18 protein-coding genes are annotated in these 19148 nt (G+C 28.5%); all 18 read right to left on the bottom strand.

Annotated elements, in window-relative coordinates; genetic code table 11:
* Nucleotides 1-879 carry a tRNA pseudouridine(55) synthase TruB gene (gene truB / locus J2Z71_RS05175; protein WP_210060788.1) on the bottom strand — a complete coding sequence of 293 codons (879 nt, stop codon included), beginning with the start codon at nucleotides 877-879 and terminating at the stop codon, nucleotides 1-3.
* Nucleotides 876-1838 carry a DHH family phosphoesterase gene (locus J2Z71_RS05170; protein ID WP_210060787.1) on the bottom strand — a complete coding sequence of 321 codons (963 nt, stop codon included), beginning with the start codon at nucleotides 1836-1838 and terminating at the stop codon, nucleotides 876-878. The genes truB and J2Z71_RS05170 overlap by 4 nt, the downstream gene beginning before the upstream one ends.
* Nucleotides 1825-2178 carry a 30S ribosome-binding factor RbfA gene (gene rbfA / locus J2Z71_RS05165; protein WP_210060786.1) on the bottom strand — a complete coding sequence of 118 codons (354 nt, stop codon included), beginning with the start codon at nucleotides 2176-2178 and terminating at the stop codon, nucleotides 1825-1827. Before rbfA ends, J2Z71_RS05170 begins: the two co-directional genes overlap by 14 nt.
* 9 nt (nucleotides 2179-2187) lie before the next feature.
* Nucleotides 2188-4263 carry a translation initiation factor IF-2 gene (gene infB / locus J2Z71_RS05160; RefSeq protein WP_210060785.1) on the bottom strand — a complete coding sequence of 692 codons (2076 nt, stop codon included), beginning with the start codon at nucleotides 4261-4263 and terminating at the stop codon, nucleotides 2188-2190.
* A gap of 27 nt (nucleotides 4264-4290) precedes the next feature.
* Nucleotides 4291-4569, bottom strand: coding sequence for an RNase P modulator RnpM (gene rnpM, locus J2Z71_RS05155; protein WP_210060784.1), 279 nt, complete (start codon nucleotides 4567-4569; stop codon nucleotides 4291-4293).
* Between the two features lie 14 nt (nucleotides 4570-4583).
* Nucleotides 4584-5843, bottom strand: a complete 1260-nt coding sequence (gene nusA, locus J2Z71_RS05150; RefSeq protein WP_210060783.1) for a transcription termination factor NusA — start codon at nucleotides 5841-5843, stop codon at nucleotides 4584-4586.
* Nucleotides 5844-5856: 13 nt separating this feature from the next.
* Entirely contained in the window at nucleotides 5857-6318 is a 462-nt protein-coding gene (locus J2Z71_RS05145) for a ribosome maturation factor RimP (RefSeq protein WP_210060782.1), read from the bottom strand.
* Nucleotides 6319-6462: 144 nt separating this feature from the next.
* Complete coding sequence (locus J2Z71_RS05140; protein ID WP_210060781.1) at nucleotides 6463-10719, bottom strand: PolC-type DNA polymerase III; 4257 nt, start codon at nucleotides 10717-10719, stop codon at nucleotides 6463-6465.
* Between the two features lie 8 nt (nucleotides 10720-10727).
* Nucleotides 10728-11783 carry a flavodoxin-dependent (E)-4-hydroxy-3-methylbut-2-enyl-diphosphate synthase gene (gene ispG, locus J2Z71_RS05135; protein ID WP_210060780.1) on the bottom strand — a complete coding sequence of 352 codons (1056 nt, stop codon included), beginning with the start codon at nucleotides 11781-11783 and terminating at the stop codon, nucleotides 10728-10730.
* 4 nt (nucleotides 11784-11787) lie between these two features.
* On the bottom strand, nucleotides 11788-12795 hold the full coding sequence (rseP, locus tag J2Z71_RS05130; RefSeq protein WP_210060779.1) for an RIP metalloprotease RseP: 1008 nt from the start codon (nucleotides 12793-12795) through the stop codon (nucleotides 11788-11790).
* A gap of 12 nt (nucleotides 12796-12807) precedes the next feature.
* Nucleotides 12808-13575, bottom strand: a complete 768-nt coding sequence (locus J2Z71_RS05125; protein ID WP_210060778.1) for a phosphatidate cytidylyltransferase — start codon at nucleotides 13573-13575, stop codon at nucleotides 12808-12810.
* The gene (locus J2Z71_RS05120; protein WP_210060777.1) at nucleotides 13576-14304 is read right to left on the bottom strand and encodes an undecaprenyl pyrophosphate synthase; all 729 of its coding nucleotides are present in this window, start codon (nucleotides 14302-14304) and stop codon (nucleotides 13576-13578) included.
* Between the two features lie 39 nt (nucleotides 14305-14343).
* The gene (frr, locus tag J2Z71_RS05115; protein WP_210060776.1) at nucleotides 14344-14901 is read right to left on the bottom strand and encodes a ribosome recycling factor; all 558 of its coding nucleotides are present in this window, start codon (nucleotides 14899-14901) and stop codon (nucleotides 14344-14346) included.
* An 11-nt stretch (nucleotides 14902-14912) separates the two neighbouring features.
* The gene (pyrH, locus tag J2Z71_RS05110) at nucleotides 14913-15620 is read right to left on the bottom strand and encodes a UMP kinase (protein ID WP_210060775.1); all 708 of its coding nucleotides are present in this window, start codon (nucleotides 15618-15620) and stop codon (nucleotides 14913-14915) included.
* Nucleotides 15621-15633: 13 nt separating this feature from the next.
* Nucleotides 15634-16281: a translation elongation factor Ts gene (gene tsf, locus J2Z71_RS05105; RefSeq protein ID WP_210060774.1), complete on the bottom strand. Its 648-nt coding sequence runs from the start codon at nucleotides 16279-16281 to the stop codon at nucleotides 15634-15636.
* A 63-nt stretch (nucleotides 16282-16344) separates the two neighbouring features.
* A complete protein-coding gene (gene rpsB / locus J2Z71_RS05100; protein ID WP_210060773.1) occupies nucleotides 16345-17082 on the bottom strand; it encodes a 30S ribosomal protein S2 in 738 nt (245 codons plus the stop codon).
* 179 nt (nucleotides 17083-17261) lie between these two features.
* Nucleotides 17262-18083 (bottom strand): ABC transporter permease subunit, encoded by an 822-nt coding sequence (locus J2Z71_RS05095; RefSeq protein WP_210060772.1) that lies wholly within the window; start codon nucleotides 18081-18083, stop codon nucleotides 17262-17264.
* Nucleotides 18083-18970, bottom strand: coding sequence for an ATP-binding cassette domain-containing protein (locus J2Z71_RS05090; protein WP_210060771.1), 888 nt, complete (start codon nucleotides 18968-18970; stop codon nucleotides 18083-18085). The genes J2Z71_RS05095 and J2Z71_RS05090 overlap by 1 nt, the downstream gene beginning before the upstream one ends.
* Between the last annotated feature and the right edge of the window lie 178 nt (nucleotides 18971-19148).

The following is a 19148-nucleotide window of genomic DNA, read 5'->3' as shown; positions in this document are numbered from 1 at the left end:
CTACAACAAGAGTTTTTTAATTTTCAACCTTTGGTCACTATCCTTAGTTACAACTTCGCCAATTCCCAAAAACTCATTGTTGCAATAAACTCTATATAGTTTTTCTTCAACATTTTTTTTCAATATAAATTGTACACCATTAATAGCACGATTGTAAAACCATTCTGGTAAAATAAATTCTTCTAAATCACTTAATGCTGTATCCATAGATATAATCTTTTCTTCTAACTCTTCTAAAGACATTAGATCCAGTTCTTCTTTAGTAATTGAATCTTCTATTTTATAGTTTCCAACTTGGGTTCTTTTTAAAGCTGTCATTGTACATAGTGAATTTAAGGCTATTCCCATATCTCTAACTAAAGATCTAATATAAGTTCCACTAGAACAATTTACTTTTATTTCAATTTCTTTATCAGATATTATATTTAAAATTTCTAAATTAGAAATAGTTATTTTTCTTTTTTTTCTTTCAACAGTTATTCCTTCTCTTGCAAGTTCATATAGTTTTTTACCATTGTGTTTAAGTGCAGAATACATAGGTGGCTCCTGAAGTATTTCTCCAGTAAATTCTTTTAGAATACTTCTTACCTCCTCTATTGTTGGTATATAGTCTGTAGTTTTAGTTGTAGTTCCTGTAATGTCATAAGTGTCTGTTTCATATCCAAATTCAAGGCGTGCTATATATTCTTTAGTATCAGCACTTATATATTCTGCTACCTTCGTAGCTTTACCTATACACATAGGAAGAACCCCTTCAGCAAGTGGATCCAGGGTTCCAGTGTGTCCTATTCTTTTTATTCCAGTTTTTCTTCTTAGAATATAAACTACATCATGAGAAGTTATACCTTTAGGCTTATTAAAAATTAATATTCCCTTCATCTTCTTAACTCCTCAATAGCATATTTTAAAACATCTTCTTTGGCAGTTTTTAAATCAGAGTTAATAGTTGCACCAGCAGCTCTAATATGTCCACCTCCACCAAACTTTGAAGCTATTTTTGTTACATCTACATAAGATTTACTTCTAGAACTAAATCTTACACAATCAGTTTTTTCTTTTAAAAGAATTGCAAGTTCAACTGTTGAAATATCTCTTACAAATTCTACTATGCCATCTGCATCAGATTTTCTTGCATTGCAAGATTTTATATCCTCATCTGTTAATACTACAATTCCTAGTTTATTATCTTCATAAAGCTCTAAAGTATCCATAACTTTTAATAAAAGTTTAGTTTTCCCAAGACTTCTTTTTTGATATAAATTAACAGCTATTTCATTTAGATTAATTTTATAATCCATAAGTTCTGCAGCTATTAAGAAAGTTTCTTTCCTAGTACTGTCATATTTAAAACTTCCAGTATCAGAAGATATTGCAGAATATATAGATGTTGCAATATCTTTATCTAATTCAAAATTCATATTTTTTAATACTTCATATAAAGTTTCTCCTGTTGCTGGAGAATTTTCATCTACAATATTTAAATCTGCAAATCTTGTATTAGTACTGTGATGATCTATATTTACAGTATGCTTAGCACCATTAAATAGATCTTTTGCACTTGCTAATCTATCTACATCAGCACAGTCAAGAGTAATAAATAAATCAGCATTATTTTCTAATTCTTCGCTTCTCACCATAAATTTATTTGCAGGAAGAAACTTTTGAGCATCTGGTATTTCATCATCTTCTATAAGAAATACATTATCTTTTCCATATTTTTTAAGAGCTAAATACATTGCATTTATACATCCTAAATTATCCCCATCAGGATTAATATGTGATGCTATATAAATTTTATTTGAATTATCTATTAGAGATTTTAATTTACTTATCTCCATGATTTACCTCATTTATTAATTTAGCCATTTTTACTCCTCTTTCTATAGAGTCATCAGCTACAAAAATAAGTTCTGGCATTGCTCTTAATTTTACAGATCTTCCAAGTTCTTTTTTTACAAATCCCTTAGCACTATTAAGTCCTTCTATTGCTTCTTCTTGTTCCTTCTCAGAGCCAAATATAGATATATATATTTTTGCAAAGGAAAGATCATTAGTAACATCTACATGAGATATACTTATAATCTCAGGGATTCTTGGATCTTTTACTTTATTTTGCACAATATCAGAAACACATCTTCTTACTTCTTCTGATATTTGTTGAATCCTTTTTTTATTCATAAAATCACCTTAATCTTTTTTTACTTCTTTAAGAATATAACTTTCGAAAAAGTCCCCTTCTTTAATATCGTTAAATTTATCAAGAGTCATACCACCTTCATAACCAGTAGCAAGTTCTTTTACATCATCTTTAAATCTCTTAAGAGAACTAATAGGTCCCTCATGGATTACAATATCATCTCTTAGAACTTTAACCATTGAATTTCTAGGAAGTTTTCCATTAAGCACATAAACTCCTGCTATAACTCTATTTCCTGGAAGTCTAAATGTTTGTCTTACTTCAGCTCTACCTTGAATTTCTTCAACAATTGTAGGTTCAAGCATACCCTTTGCAGCAGTTTCAATGTCATTTATAATATCATATATTACTCTGTAAGTTCTAACATCTACATCTTCAACTTTTGCAAGTTCAATAGCATTAATATTAGGTCTAACATTAAATCCTACTACTATTGCATTTGATGCTGATGCAAGAGAAATATCACTTTCGTTTATTCCACCTGCTCCAGAGTGAATTATATTAATTTTAACTTCTTCATTAGTTATCTTTAATAAAGATTGATTTACAGCTTCTACAGAACCTTTAACATCACCTTTTACAACGATGTTTAGCTCTTTCATTTCGCCCTCTTTAATTCTATCAAATAGATTTTCTAAAGATACTTTAGTATGAGCATGAATTCTTTCTTCTCTTATTGATGCTCTATTTGTATCAGCAATTTCTCTTGCTACTTTGTCATCCTCTACTGCATATATTAATTCTCCAGAGTTAGGAACTTCTGATAGACCTAATATTACAGCTGGCATTGATGGACCTGCTTTTTTAATTTCTCTATTTTTATCATCAGTCATAGCTCTAATTCTACCACTAGATACACCTGATACAACAGAGTCTCCAAGTCTAAGAGTTCCTTTTTGTACAAGTATAGTTGCCATAGGGCCTTTACCCTTATCAAGTCTTGCTTCTATTACTGTTCCAATAGCTTTTCTATTAGGATTAGCTTTAAGTTCTTGCATTTCAGCTACAAGTTGAATCATATCTAATAAATCGCTTATACCTTCTCCAGTTTTTGCAGAAACAGGAACCATTATTGTGTCTCCGCCCCATTCTTCAGGCATAAGACCATTTTCAATAAGTTCTTGTTTTACTCTGTCCATATTAGCCGTTGGTTTATCCATTTTATTAATAGCAACTATAATTGGAACTCCTGCAGATTTAGCATGAGAAATAGCTTCTATTGTTTGTGGCATTACACCATCATCTGCCGCTACTACAAGTATTGCTATATCTGTAATTTGTGCTCCTCTAAGTCTCATTGAAGTAAATGCTTCGTGACCTGGTGTATCTAAAAATGTAACTTTTTTTCCATCAACATTTACAGTATAAGCTCCTATATGTTGAGTAATTCCACCAGCTTCAGAAGTAGTTACATGTGAATTTTTAATATAATCTAGTAATGATGTTTTACCATGATCAACATGGCCCATAACTGTTACAACAGGAGGTCTTGATTTTAATTGAGATTCTTTATCTTCAAAATCAAGTCCTAATTTTTCTTCAATTGTTTTTTCTGCTTCTGGCTCTTTAAACTCTACTTCAACACCAAATTCATCTGCAAGTAAAATACAAGTATCTTCATCAAGTGCTTCATTTTGACTTGCCATTATTCCTAAACCAATTAATTTTGTTATAACTTGTGCTAGTGGTTTTTCAATTTCTTCCGCGAATTCCTTTACTGTAATAGGACTATTTAGACTAATTATAATATCATCTCCAACTTCTAATTCTTTTTTTTCTTCTTTTTTTCCAGCTTTACTTTTTTTGTTCTTTTTATTATCTTTTTTATCTGATTTATTAGTTTTGTTTTTTTCTTTATTGTTAGAATTTTTAGAACTATCTTCTTCTTTTTTCTCAACCTTTTCTACACTAGGTTTTAAAGAATTTTTAACCAACTCTTGTTCTTTTTCTCCAATAGTTGACATATGATTTACTACCTCTATTTCTAAAGACTCTAATTTTTCTATTAAATCTTTACTACTGATACCTAACTCTTTTGCTAATGCGTGAACTCTAATTTTTGACAATTAGAACACCTCCTTAAAGACGAGGAGCTATTGTTTTTTTAATAAATTTATTGATTCTCTTAACTCATCATAAGTCGTATTTTCTATTTGCATTTCAAAAGCTCTATTTAAAGCCTTTGATTTAATAGCCTTTTCAAGACATTCATTATTAAAACATATATAAGCACCTCTACCGTTTTTCCTACCAGTTTCGTCTAAAAAGATTTCTCCATCTTTGTTTTTTACAACTCTTATAAGTTCTTTTTTTGGTTTATTTTCATTACAACCAATACACTTTCTCATTGGAACTTTCTTTATTTTAGCCATAATACACTCCAAAATTAAATTTCAAAATCTTCATTGTTTTCTAACTCTTCTTCTATATCTTCAGAATCTTCATCTGATTCAATAATTTCTTCTATTGATTCTTCTTCTGTTAAGTCTTCTAGATTATTTTCAGGTTCAATTATTTCTTCTGTTAAGTCTTCATTTTCCTCAACTTCAACAACTGAGAATAATTTTATAACATCTTCTTCTGTTAAGTTTTCAGTTTCTAAATATTCTTCAAATTGTGCAACTGATTTTATATCTATTTTCCAGTTTGTAAGTTTAGCTGCAAGTCTTGCATTTTGTCCTTCTTTACCTATTGCAAGAGATAATTGATAATCTGGTACAACTACTAGAGCAGATTTTTCTTTTTCATTTGCAAATACTTTTTCTACTTTTGAAGGACTTAATGCATTTGCTATAAATTTTTCAATATCTTTTTCATAAATTACAATATCAATTTTTTCATCATGTAATTCATCTACAATAGCCTTTACCCTAGCACCTTTATATCCTACACATGCTCCAAGAGGATCTACTTTTTCATCTCTTGAAAATACAGCAATTTTAGTTCTAGAACCAGCTTCTCTTGCTATTGAATAAATCTCTACAATACCATCAGAAATTTCTGGTACTTCTAATTCAAATAATCTTTTTATTAAATTAGGATGTGATCTTGATAAAACAACTTGTGGTCCTTTTGTAGTTTTTTTAACTTCTAATAAAAGCAGTTTAAATCTATCACCTTGTTTATAATTTTCACCTTTTATTTGTTCATTTTGTGGTAATACAGCTTCAGTTCTTCCTAAATCAAAAAATACATTTCCATAAGAAACTCTTTGAACTTGACCTGTTATAATTTCATTTTCTCTATCTGTAAAATCTTCATATATAACATCTCTTTCAGCATCTTTTATTCTTTGAATAACTACTTGTTTTGCTGTTTGTGCTGCAATTCTACCAAACTTTGCAGGTTCTATTTCTTTACTGTATATATCTCCTACTTCAAATTTAGGATCTAATTTTTTTGCATCTGTAATCGTCATTTGAACACTGTCATCTTCTACATCTTCATCAGCTACAATTTCTTTTACTGCAAATAATTCAATTTTTCCTGTTTCACGATCTATATCAACAGTTACATTTTGTGATGTACCAAAGTTTTTTTTGTAACTTGATATAAGTGCTGATTCTAAAGCATCAAAGATAATTTCCTTTGAAATTCCCTTTTCACGCTCTATCTCTTCTAGTGCACCTATAAATTCTTCATTCATAATTTCCTCCACCTTAAAAAATAATCCTTTGTCTCATTAACGAAATGGACTTAACAGGTAATTTTATTTCATCTTTTTCTCTTTTTATAGTTACATTTTCATCATCATAAGAATATAATATTCCTTCTAGATGTTTTTCTCCATTTAATGGAGCATATAATTTCACTTCAACATCTTTATTCAGGTTTCTTCTAAAATCATCTTTTGTTTTTATTGGTCTATCTAAGCCTGGAGAGGATACTTCTAAATAGTAAGGATTCTCTATTAAATCTCTATTTTCTATTTTATCTTCAATGTCTCTGCTCATATCAGAACAGTCATCTAAATCTATTCCTTCTTCCTTGTAAATGAAAATTGTAAGTAAATCGTGTTTAGATCCTTTTTTGTATTCAATATCAACAATTTCGTATCCTAAATTTATAGCGCTTTTTTCAGCTATTTCGTAGATCTCTTTAATTAATTCACCCTTTTTCATAATACACCTCCCCTTTTTAAAAAAACAAGAGTGGGAAAACCCACTCTTGAAACAATTTCTATATCTTTCTTAACAATTATAACACAATTCTCTAGTATTTCCAATAGTTTAGGCCTTAAAAATAGTATGTTTTAAAAATTCATTTTATAAATTAAATAAGCTAAGTTGATTACTTTCAGGAAGTTTATCTACCATATTATTCTTTTTAAATATTTGAATATTTGTCTTAGTAGCCTTTGTTCTTTTAACTAAATCTTCAATAGATAAAAATTCTCCTTTTTTTCTTTCTTCAACTATATTATTAGCAACATTCTCACCAACTCCAGATAATCCTCTTAAAGGTATTAAGACTTTATTATTATCTATTGTAAACTTAGAGGCTTCAGATTTATATAAATCAACTGGTTCAAACTCATAACCTCTTGAAAGCATTTCTAATACAACTTCAAAAATAGCAATTTGCCCTTTATCTCTTGCTGATAATTTTTCATCTGAATTTTTTAAAATATCTAATTGCTGTTTTATTGCATCTGGACCACTTAATACAAGTTCAGCATCAAAATCTGCAAGCTTTATTGTAAAATGTGTTGCATAAAATGCAAGCGGATAATTAATTTTATAGTAAGCTATTCTAAAAGAAAGCATTACATAGGCAACAGCATGAGCTTTAGGGAACATATATTTAATTTTTTCACAAGAATCTATATACCAATCTGGCAAGGGTAATTTTGACATAATTTCTTTCTTATCATCTGTTAGCCCTTTACCTTTTCTAACTTTTTCCATAGTATCAAAGGCCATTTTATTTTCAGCACCTGCATGAATTAAATAAAGCATAATATCTTCTCTTGTACATATTACTTCAGATAATTTTGCTCTTCCTGCTCTAACAAGTTCTTGAGCATTATTAGTCCATACATCTGTACCATGTGAAAGACCTGAAATTCTTACAAGTTCAGAAAAGTTTTGTGGTTTTGTTTCAAGTAACATTTGGATTACAAAATTTGTACCAAACTCTGGGATACCTAAAGTTCCAGTACTACATTTAAAAATCTCATCATTCATATTTAAAATATCAGCATTTGAAAAAAGAGATATTGTTTCTGGATCATCAAGAGGTATTTCCATTGAATTTACTCCAGTAAATTCTTCTAATAATTTTATTATAGTAGGACCATCATGCCCTAAAATATCAAGCTTTAAAATTTTTCCATGAATAAAGTTATAATCAAAATGCGTTGTTATAACACCTGATTTTTTATCATCTGCTGGATATTGAATTGGAGTAAAATCAAAAATCTCCTTGTCTCTTGGACAAATCATAACTCCACCAGGATGTTGTCCCGATGTTCTTTTTACACCGATACACTCTTGTGCTAATCTTTCAACTTCAATATTTGGCATATATTCTTCTTCATAAAATTTCTTAACAAATCCATAAGCTGTTTTTTCAGCTACTGTTCCTATTGTTCCTGCTCTAAATACATATCCCTCTCCAAATAAGTCTTCAGTATATTTATGAGCTCTTGGTTGATACTCTCCAGCAAAGTTTAAATCTATATCAGGCTCTTTGTCTCCATAAAAACCTAAGAATACTTCAAAGGGAATATTGTGCCCATCTTTACGCATTCTAGTATTACAATTTGGACAATCTTTTTCCTTTAAATCTACTCCTGAACCTATATCTGGATCATCAATAAATTCTGAATGTTTACAATTTGGACAAACATAATGTGGCGGAAGTGGATTAACTTCAGTAATATCACTCATCGTTGCTGCAAAAGAAGAACCAACTGATCCTCTTGAACCTACTAAATATCCATCTTCATTTGATTTTTTTACAAGTTTTTGTGCAATTATATATAAAACAGCATATCCATGAGTTATTATAGAATCTAATTCCTTTTCAAGTCTTTTTTCTACAACTTCTGGAAGTACATCTCCATAAATTTCATGAGCTTTTTTATAACACATATCCTTTAAATCTTTTTCAGATCCCTCAATTACAGGAGGGTATGTTCCATCTGGTATTGGCTTTACATCATCACACATATCTTTTATTAAATTAGTATTTTCTATTACAACTTCTCTTGCTATATCCTCACCTAAATATGAAAATTCTCTTAACATTTCATCAGTTGTTTTAAAATAAAGTTCTTGAGGAATTTCTGCATTCATAGGAGGTCTTCCAGTTTGACCATTTAATATAATTCTTCTTGTAATATCATCTTTCTCATCAAGATAATGTACATCACCTGTTGCTACAACTGGAATATTTAATTCTTTTCCAATTGAATATAATTTTTTATTTATATTTTGTAAATCTTCTTTACTTTTTACCATATCTTTTACTATATAAGAAATATTATTATTCACTGGTTGAATTTCAATATAATCATAATATTTAGCAATATTTTTTATAGTTTCATCAGTTTCCATATTAAATACAGCTTTATATAGTTCTGAAGAAGAATTTCCACTTCCTATAATTAATCCTTCTCTGTATTTATCTAATAAAGATCTTGGAACTTTTGCATTTATATAATAATTTTCCATATGAGATTCACTTACAAGTTTATATAAATTTTTAAGTCCTACTAGATTTTTAACTAGAATTGAAATACTTCCTGCAAAAAGAGCTGAAGAATTTATTTCTTTATTTAAAGTATTCATTTCATCAAAGGTTTTTATATTGTCTTTTTCCATTATATCTAGCATTTTCAAAAATACTTCTGCCGTAGCTTCTGCATCATTTACTGCTCTATGGGCATTTACCAAACTAACACCAAGTCTTTTTGAAATAGTTCCTAAATTAAACCTTTTAACACCTTTTACAACTGCCCTTGCAAGAGATAGTGTATCTATTACTGGATAATCATATTCAAGATTATTAGACTTCATCTCACGCCTAATAAATCCTGTATCAAAGGTAGCATTATGAGCTACTAATACTGCACCTTTACAAAACTCATGAAAATCTTTAATAACAGTATCTATTGTTGGCTCATTTTCTACAAAGGAATTACTTATTCCAGTAAGTTCTACTACAACTTGCGGAATAGGCATTTCTGGATTTACAAGTTGAGAAAATCGCTCTACTATATGTCCATTTCTAATTTTTACAGCACCTATTTCTGTTATCTTATCATTTCTAACAGAAAGCCCAGTAGTTTCAATATCAAATACTACAAAAGTATTATATTCAAGATTAGAATCATAATTTGTAACTATTTTCAACTGATCATCTACAAAATTCCCATCTAATCCATATAATAATTTTAGATCATATTTTTCTGCAGCTTCCATAGCTTCTGGAAATCCTTGAACATCTGCAACATCTGTAATAGCTATTGCATCATGGCCCCAATATTTAGCCCTTTTAGCAAGACTCATAAATGAAGATACTCCATTCATCGTACTCATTTTACTATGAAGCTTTAGCTCAACTCTTTTATCATTACTTTTATCTTGTCTTATATATCTTGAGGACTCCTCTAAATATCTAATCATTATATTTTCAGATTTAGAAAAGTTATCATATTGCATATTTCCCGTAATTATTAATGTATCTCCAGTTGAAACATTATCTAAAAAATCCTTAGATTTATCTTTAGACATAAATATCTTTGCAGTTATAGAAGATGTATAATCTGTTACTGACAAAATAAGTAAGTCTTTTCCACTTTTTAAGTTTTTGACCTCTAAATTAAATAAATCTACTTTTACTGTAACTTTTTGCATATTTAAATTTAAGTCTCTAATATCTAAAATTTCTCCTATATCTTTTCTTCCATAGGAGTATATTTCATCACTTGATTTATTATTATTTGATTCTTTAGCAGGAATATCTCTTTTAATTTCAATATTTTTACATAAGTTTTTCTCTTCTGACTCAATACTTGATATAAAATCTTCTATTTTTCCATTAGAATCTTCTTCATTCATTAAAAACTGAACACTATATGTGTCAAATTCTTCTAATTTATTTTCTAAATGCTTCTTTAGACCATTATTAGTAAGTGAGTAATATATACTTTCTTGATTTACTAAAATTTGAACTGATTTATTTTCTCTATTCACATTTATATTAATAGTTTCAATCCAAGCTCCACTAGAGGGATTGTATTTTAATATTTCATTTTTTATTAAATCTTCTTCAGATTTATAGTCATTTAACTGCACTTCATATTTTATATAAACTTTAAATTCGCTTAAAAGTCTTCTTGCCCCTTTTAAAATTAATTGTTTTTCTTCTTGTGTAAATTCACTATAAGAAAGAATATGGAAAAACATCTCCATATTCTTTTCATCTAGATATATTTTTTCAATTGTAGCGTCTTTATTATTTAATTCTTCTTTTTTAACTGATATAACACTTAAAAATTCTGAAAAACTAACCAAAATATCACCTATAACTTTTCTATTTCTTTAAATAATTCATCTAGTAAGTCTTCTTCTCTTACCTTTTTAACGATTACTCCCTTTTTAAAGATGATGCCTTCTCCATCTCCACCTGCTATTCCAATATCAGCTTCACGAGCTTCTCCAGGTCCATTTACAGCACATCCCATAAGAGCAACTTTTAAATTTTTATCTTTTATTTTATCAAGTCTTTTTTGAGCTTCTTCAACAATTTCTAATAAATTTATTTTAGTTCTAGCACAAGTAGGACAAGATACTATATCTATTCCTTTAGTATATAAGCCTAAGGACTTTAAGATTTCACGACCAACTTTAACCTCTTCAACAGGATCAGCTGTAAGTGATACTCTTATAGTATCCCCTATTCCATTAGCAAGTAAAGTACCTATTCCAACAGAAGATTTTATTGTTCCTGCAAAAGCAGGTCCTGCTTCTGTAATACCTAAATGTAATGGATAATCGCTTAATTCTGAAAATCTAGTATAAGATGCTATAGATAAATTAACATCACTTGCCTTTAGAGAAACTTTTATATCATTAAAATTCATAGATTCTAAAATTTCAATTTCTTCTAGTGCTGAGTAACATATTGATTCTTCATTTACTCCATTATATTTTTCCAAAAACTCTTTTTTAACAGATCCTGAATTAACACCAACTCTTATTGAAATATTATGTTCTTTGCAAGCTTTTACTACTTCTTCAACTTTCCATCTTTCACCAATATTTCCAGGATTAATTCTAAGTCCATCTATTCCATTTTCAGCAGATGCAAATGCTAGTCTATAATCATATTGTATATCTGCTATAGTTGGAATATTAATTTTACTTTTAATAATTGGAATTGCTGCTGCGTCTTCTAAATCATTTACAGCAAATCTAATAATATCACAACCTGCATCTTCTAATTTTAAAATTTGTTCTACTGTTTTATCTATATCTTTTGTAATTGTATTAGTCATAGACTGCACTGATATAGGTGCATCTTTACCAATATATAAATTTCCTACTTTAATTTGTTTTGTTTTTTTTCTATTTATCATATTATTACCTACTAATTATCCTTGCTAAATCTCCAAATATTGTCACATATAGCATTAAACCTATTAAAAAGCTAAAACCTATTAAACTAATAGTTGTTTCAAACTTTTCATTGATTTTTTTGCCAGTGATTGCTTCTATTAATAAAAATAAGAATTTTCCACCATCAAGTGCAGGAATAGGAAGTAAATTTACAACTCCTAAGTTTGCACTTATTATACCTAGTATATTGATTAAATAGACAATTCCCTTTGCCGTTTCTTTTCCAATTTGAGATATTACTCCAACTGGTCCAGATAATAATTGCATATTGAAGTTTCCACTAAAAATCAACTTAAATACATCAATTATACTTATAACTATATACCATGTCATTTGAAAAGCTGATAAGATAGATTTTGATACAGACTTTTCAAGTTTTGTACCTATTCCAACTGTTGGAACTCCATCTTTTAGCTCAGGTGTAATTTCTTTAGTTATCTTTTCACCATTTCTATCTAATTCTAATTTAATAATCTCACTATTTTGTGTTGATGAAATTTCTTCAATAGTTTCTTGCCATGATTTAATTTCTTTATCATTTACAGATAAAATTTTATCATCTTTTTGAACTCCTGCTATATAAGCTGGAGAATTTTCAATAACTACACCTACATTTGTAGTTGAAGATCCTAGTAAAAGCGCAACAAAGAAAAAGGCAACTATTGCCAGAACAAAATTCATAAAAGCTCCTGCAAGTACAACTGCCATTTTCTTTGGAATTGAAACATTTTCAAAACTTCTTGGATCATCTGATGATTCTTCTTCACCTTCCATAGCAACATATCCTCCAATAGGAAGTGCTCTAATGGAGTATTTAGTTTCTCCTTTTTCCTTTTGAATTAACTTTGGTCCCATACCAATTGAAAATTCATTTACCTTTATTCCAACTAATTTAGCTACTGTAAAATGCCCAAGTTCATGTAGCATTATAACTAGCATAAATACTATTATAGATCCTATTAATGTTGCCATAATACCTCCATTTTAGAATAAAAAGAACTGTAAAATATAAATAAATGGAATAATTAAAATAGTACTATCAAATCTATCTAAAATTCCACCATGTCCAGGTAAAATCTTAGCATAATCTTTTATTCCTGTAATTCTTTTTATTTTTGATGCAAATAAATCTCCTATCTGTCCTGCCATTGAAGCAATAATAATAAATATTATAGATAAAATATTTATAGGTAATTTTATATAGTAAAAGTATATTAATGTCAATACTAAACATCCTATAATGCCACCAAGTGCCCCTTCAATAGATTTATTCGGACTTACTTTTGGGATTAATTTATGTTTTCCAATAGCAGATCCTATAAAATAAGCAAATGTATCTGTACTAAATGCTATAATAAATACTAAATATATTAAACTTTTGTCTAAACCATATAGTAAATTTAATAAGTAAGGACCATATATAAAAGAAAAAACTGTAAAAGCAATATCATTTAATGAGTACTTTTCGCTAAATAATACAAATATAAAAGATGAAATTAAAACTAAAATAATACTAAAATCTAAAGACACTTCATAAATTTCAAATATAAATAAAGATATACAACCTATTAATAAACTTATTATATTTAAATTTATTTTAATATTTCTAAAAGCATTATAAAGTTCTCTAACTACTTCTACTGATAAAAGAAATAGTGCTAATTTTAAAAAGATTCCGCCTTGCATTAGTACGAATAATAAAACTACTATTCCCACTATACCTGTTAAAACTCTTTTTTGTAATTCTGTCAATTATATCCCACCAAACCTTCTGTCTCTATTTTGATAGTCTATTATGGCTTTGTATAATAATTCTTCTTTAAAATCTGGCCACAATATATTTGAAAACCAAAATTCGCAATAAGCTAGCTGATATAGCATAAAATTACTAACTCTTAATTCACCACTTGATCTTATTAGCAAATCAAGTTCTGGTTGGCCCTTTGTATAAAGATAATCACTAAAAGTATTTTCATCTATATCCTCTATATCTATAATACCCTCTTTATACTCTTTAGAAATATTTTTAACAGCTTTAATTATCTCATCTCGTCCGCCATAGTTAAGACCTATATTTAATGTCATTTGATCATTTGATTTTGTAAGAGATAATACTCTTTCTACTTCACTTTGAACTTTCTTAGGAAGTTTTGTAATATCACCCATTACATTTATTTTAATATTGTTTTTTATTATTTTATTAAGTTGAGTTCTAATATAATAAATCAAAAGTTCCATAAGTTTATTTACTTCTTCTTCTGGCCTTTTCCAAGTTTCTGTGGAAAAAGCATATAAAGATAGAGATTCAATCCCAAGTTTATAAGAAGCTTCTACTATGTCTATTACTCTTTTTGCTCCTTCTTTATGGCCCATACTTCTAGGCAAATTTCTATTTTTAGCCCATCTTCCATTTCCGTCCATAATTATTCCAATATGATGAGGAAGTCTATTCATATCTATTTTTGATTTTAAGGTTTCCATAAATCTCCTTTTAAAAAAAGGGCCTTTCGGCCCTATTAATTAAATTTCCATTAATTCTTCTTCTTTTGCTTTAGTTATTTTATCTAATTCGTCAATAAATTTGTCAGTGATTTTTTGAATTTCTTCTTCTCCAACAATTCTATCATCTTCACTAATTTCTTTTGATTTTTCTCTTTTTTTAATGTCATCTATTACTTCACGTCTAATATTTCTAATTGCAATTTTAGCATTTTCGCCATTTTTCTTTACAATTTTAGTAAGATCTAAACGTCTTTCTTCTGTTAGTTGTGGAATAACAAGTCTTACTACTTTTCCATCATTTGATGGATTTATTCCTAAATCAGATCTAAGAATAGATTTTTCTATTTCAGGAATTAAGTTTGCATCCCATGGTTGTATAACTAAAAGTCTAGCTTCAGGTGCAGAGATTCCAGCAACTTGATTTAATGGAGTTTGTTGTCCATAACATTCAACAGTAATTTTGTCTAATAATGCTGGATTAGCACGGCCTGCTCTTATAGTTTGTAGATCTTCTTTATAAACATCTACAGTTTTAGTCATTCTTGATTCAGCATCTTTTTTAAGATCAGATATCATATATATCCCCCTTATTTAACATTAGTACCTATGTCCTTACCACAAACAACATCTATCATTGAGTTTGGCTCATCTATTCCAAATACTATTAAAGGAATTTCATTATCCATACATAAAGATGTTGCAGTTGAGTCCATAATTTTTAACTCACGGCTTAATATTTCATAGTATGTTAGATTGTCAAATTTTTTGGCATCTTTATTGAATTTTGGGTCTGAGTCGTAAATACCATCAACACCTTTTTTTGCTAATAGAATTACATCAGCATCAATCTCAGCAGCTCTTAGTGCTGCTGTTGTATCAGTTGAGAAAAATGGATTTCCTGTTCCTGCCGAAAAAATAACAACTCTATTTTTTTCTAAATGTCTTATGGCACGTCTTCTAATATATGGTTCTGCTACTTCTTTCATTTCTATAGCTGTTTGAAGTCTTGTAGTAACACCCATTTCTTCAAGACAGTCTTGAAATGCAAGTCCATTCATTACAGTTCCAAGCATTCCCATATAGTCAGAAGTTGCTCTATCAATTGTTAGAGCATCTCTACCTCTCCAAAAGTTACCGCCTCCAATAACAACGCTAGTTTCTACACCCATTTCATGAATGCTTTTTATTTGTGAAGCTATTTGTTTAACAGTATCAATATCAATACCAATACCTTGTTCACCAGCCATAGCTTCTCCACTTAATTTTAAAACAATTCTGCGATATTTTGGATTCATAGATATCTCCCTATTATTGACCAATTTGTTTTGCTACTTCAGCTGCAAAGTCTTCTTCTCTTTTTTCAAGACCTTCGCCAACTTCAAATCTTACAAATCTTCTAATTTTAATGTTTTCACCAATCTTAGCTGCAAGATCATTTTGAAGATCGATTATTTTTTTGTCGCCATCTTTAATGAATTTTTGATCCATTAAACAAATTTCTTCAAAGAATTTTTCCATTCTGCCAACGATCATTTTTTCAACGATGTGTTCTGGTTTTCCTTCGTTTAAAGCTTGTTCTTTAAGAATTTCTTTTTCGTGTTCAACTTCATCAGCTGGTACTTCATCACGATTTAAGTATTTTGGATTAACAGCTGCTACTTGCATAGCAATGTCTTTAGCGAATTGTTGGAATTCTTCGTTTTTAGCAACAAAGTCTGTTTCAGAGTTAATTTCTACTAAAACACCAATTCTTCCACCATGTACATATGATTCTACAATACCTTCTGATGCAATTCTTCCAGATTTTTTAGCTACGCTTGCAAGTCCCTTTTCTCTTAAAAGGTCCATCGCTTTATCAATATTACCTTCTGATTCTACTAAGGCTTTTTTAGCGTCCATCATTCCTGCTCCGGATTTGTCTCTTAATTCTTTTACAAGTGCTGCACTAATTTTCATATATATACCTCCTAAAAAAAATGAGAGTCTTAAAGGCATAGCTTTAGAACTCTCATAAATATATTATTCTAATTCTTCTTTTTCTATGACGGGTTGCTCTTCTGAATCTTCAGTTTGAGTACCTTGCTTTCCTTCCAATACTGCATTTGCAATTGTTTCGGTTACAAGTTTAACAGCTCTAATAGCATCATCATTTCCAGGAATTGGATAATCAATTTCATCTGGATCACAGTTTGTATCTACAATTCCTACGATTGGAATTCCTAGTATGTGAGCTTCTTTTACTGCGATTCTTTCCTTACGTGGATCTACAATAAAGATAGCATCTGGCATACCTTCCATGTTTTTAATTCCACCTAGGAATTTTTCAAGTCTTTCTCTTTCATGTTTTAATTCAATTACTTCTTTTTTAGGTAGAATGTCGAAAGTTCCGTCTTCTTCCATAACATTTAATTCATTTAATCTTTCAATTCTTTTTTTGATTGTTTTGTAGTTTGTAAGAAGTCCACCTAACCATCTTTGGTTAATAAATGGCATTTCGCATTTTTTAGCTTCTTTTTCAATAGCATCTTGTGCTTGTTTTTTAGTTCCTACAAAAAGAATTGTTCCACCTTCTGCTGATATTTCTCTTACGAATTCATAAGCTTCGTCTACTTTTTTGACAGTTTTTTGAAGATCTATAATATAAATACCATTTCTTTCAGTAAATATAAATCTATCCATTTTAGGATTCCATCTTCTAGTTTGATGTCCAAAATGAACACCAGCCTCTAATAAATTTTTCATTGATATAACTGACAAAATATCCACCTCCGTTTTTTATTCTTCCACTTTTGTCATTTGATTTAAGGACTATATAAGCAACTCTTAAACCATCTAAAAGTGTGTGTTTTAATTATCGTAAATAAGTATATCATAATATTTTTTAACATTCAACAAATAAATAAACTTATAATTAAAAAATCCCAATTTCTTGGGATTTAAAATTTCAATTCTTTTTTATCATAAACTAAATAAGTCAATAAAATAAATATAACAAAAACTACTAAATTTATTAATATTCCAACTATTGAAAAAGTTCCTGTTAACATTTTTATTGGTTTAAATACTTCTAAAGAAAAATTATTAATAATATTTTTAAGTGTTCCACCATTTATTTTACCAAAAATAATAAGAATAATATTTATTAAAACAAATAATACACTTATTCCTTCAGTATAATTTATAGTCTTAGATAGAGAACTTACAAAATATCCAATAGACATATATACAAATCCGCTTGCTAAAAGTCCAACAAATATTTTAATAAGATCAATTACAATTTGTTGTTTCCTTATATCTGCATCCTTAGGAGTAAGTACAACAGCAAGACCAAATGTCGCAACTGCTAAAACAACTAAGAATATTATATAAGTTAAAACAGATGATAATAATTTTTGAGTAACTATTTCACTTCTACTTATTGGATTTGAATAAATATATTCAATATTTCCAAGACTTTGTTCTCTAGCTAGAGAATTTGCTCCAATTTGCATAGCAAACATAGCAATTAAAACTGCAATATATTGATATATAAATGCAATATATTGTCCCATATTAGTATAATCAATTTTTTCTTCTAGTCCTAAACCTGATTTAAAACTAGTGCTTAAACTAGAAATAAAACTATCAAACATACTTTTCATATTTAAGTCAAGCATCATAGGATATAATGCAAGTAATAAACCTACTAAAACAAGTAGCACTAATATCCAGGCTATCATTTTTCCAAAGGTGGATTTAAATTCCATTTCGAAAACCATTATTCTGCCTCCTTCTTAGTGTAATAAGCTGTGATTTTATCAGCAAGTGATGAATCTTCAATGCTATAATTATCAATATTTAAATCTGCTATAGTTCTAGATAATTCTTTTAAATCTCCATCAAAATATAAAACTTTCTCTTCAGGAGTATTTTTTATAATCTTAGATCCTATCATTGTAAAGGCATCAATAGTTTCTATATTACTATATATTTTTACAATCTTATCATTTGAAATTTTATCATTTAAATATTCAATATCTTTAATTTCACCATTATATAAGTAAGCTGCTCTATCACAATAGTTTTGAGCTTCTATTAATGAATCTGTAAGTAAAAGTATAGTAAGACCTTCTTCAGTCTTTAATTTATTTAAATGTTCAAATAGTTTTATAGATTGTTCAACTGTAAGACCTCTAGTTGGCTCATCTAAAATAATAAGTCTAGGTTTTACAATTAAAGCATTTATTATAGAAAATATTTTCTTATCATTTTCTGTCATTTCTGGAACTCTTATTTTGGGATTAAATCCAAAATAGTCTAATAAATATTTTAGTTCTTCAGTATTTTGTAAATTATGAAGAGCTAAAGTTTTCTTAAATAATGTAGATGCTTTTATATTTTCTTGAAATAATAGTTCTTCAGATACATAACCAACACTCTCTTTAATAGTTTTAGAGTCTTTAGAACAATTCATATCAAAAATAGTCGCAGATCCCATGGCTGGTTTTAAATAATTAAATAATATTCTTGCAAGTGTTGTTTTTCCTTCTCCTTCTAAAGCTAATAGAGAAAAAAACTCTCCTTCTAAAACCTCTAAATTAATGTTAGAAAAAATAATTTTCTTTCCCATTCTTTTAGTCAAATTATTTATGACTATGGCACTCATTACTATTCACCTCTTTATTTTCTTTTCTCTTATTTATTATACACTAAGGCCTATATAATTCCAATATCTATAGTTTCTATAATTTATCCTTTTAAATCAAAACATCAAAAATTAAAATAATTAATATTTCTTAAATTTATAAATCTCTTTTACATTGGGTAATAAAAACATTTATGAT

Source organism: Peptoniphilus stercorisuis, assembly GCF_017874395.1.
Lineage (GTDB): Bacteria > Bacillota > Clostridia > Tissierellales > Peptoniphilaceae > Anaerosphaera > Anaerosphaera stercorisuis.
This window is presented reverse-complemented; position numbering and strand designations above follow the sequence as displayed.